We start from the raw sequence: 820 nt of genomic DNA on the forward strand, positions 1-820 counted from the left end.
TGGTAAAGGACATACCATTGCACGGCATGTTGGGAAAACGGAATATGAATTAAAAATGCGATTTAAGGAAGAGACATTTCTAAAATATTCTGCTACTTTCGACAACATTGTTCAAGCCTTAATTGCCATTAATGCTGGTATCTTTACAGCAAATCAAAATTATTTAGATGGCAAGATCAAGTTGTCTTTAGGTGATTGCTCGTTTGATTCTCAAAAGAATCGTATCGAATATGATTCTGAGAACTTTGTAAACTTAGGCTGGGGAGTTAAAAAATTAAATGACGACGATTTTAAACAGTATAACTCGATACGTTATGCTAAAGTGATCATTCAAAAAACCAACAATAAAATTAGAAAAAATCGAAAATACTATATTGTTACTGCATTCCCAAATCTTAAAAGACATGCGAATGAAATCGATCCTTTTATCTCTGAGGCATTTTGATATTTACTAAAAAGAGTTAGCCTCACAAATTTTTCATCTTTATAAAAAATAGAAAGCAAGTTCTAAAAAAATGAACTTGCTTTCTATTTTCATATTTAAGGGATAAAGAGAATAATATCCATCACCGTAAACAGCTTCTTTTTTTGATCATAGATCGTCCATAAATAAGCACCTTCCTCGTTACGTACTTCATTATAATAACTGGTAAAATCATTGTTCCATTGGTAGATAATTAATTCTTCTTTCTGTGGGAAAAGGAGCTGATTAACTCGCTGAAAACCTTCTTTCGTTCGATGAACTTGTAAATAACTACGAAAAGCTAGTTCGTATTCTCCATCTTCTACAAAAAAATTCTCTGGAGCAATTTTAGTCCCA

The 820-nt window shown here is 31.7% G+C and carries 1 protein-coding gene and 1 pseudogene; one reads left to right on the forward strand and one right to left on the reverse strand.

What is annotated here, in order from left to right; translation table 11 throughout:
- On the forward strand, positions 1–445 hold a 445-nt coding region (locus EVI01_RS13810), incomplete at its 5' end, for an RNase A-like domain-containing protein (RefSeq protein WP_010750262.1).
- A gap of 95 nt (positions 446–540) precedes the next feature.
- On the opposite strand, the pseudogene EVI01_RS13465 reads toward EVI01_RS13810, so the two are convergent.
- Positions 541–820, reverse strand: a pseudogene (locus EVI01_RS13465) (hypothetical protein); the annotation flags it as partial.

It is taken from the genome of Enterococcus villorum (assembly GCF_007990225.1).
GTDB classification, from domain to species: Bacteria; Bacillota; Bacilli; order Lactobacillales; family Enterococcaceae; genus Enterococcus_B; species Enterococcus_B villorum.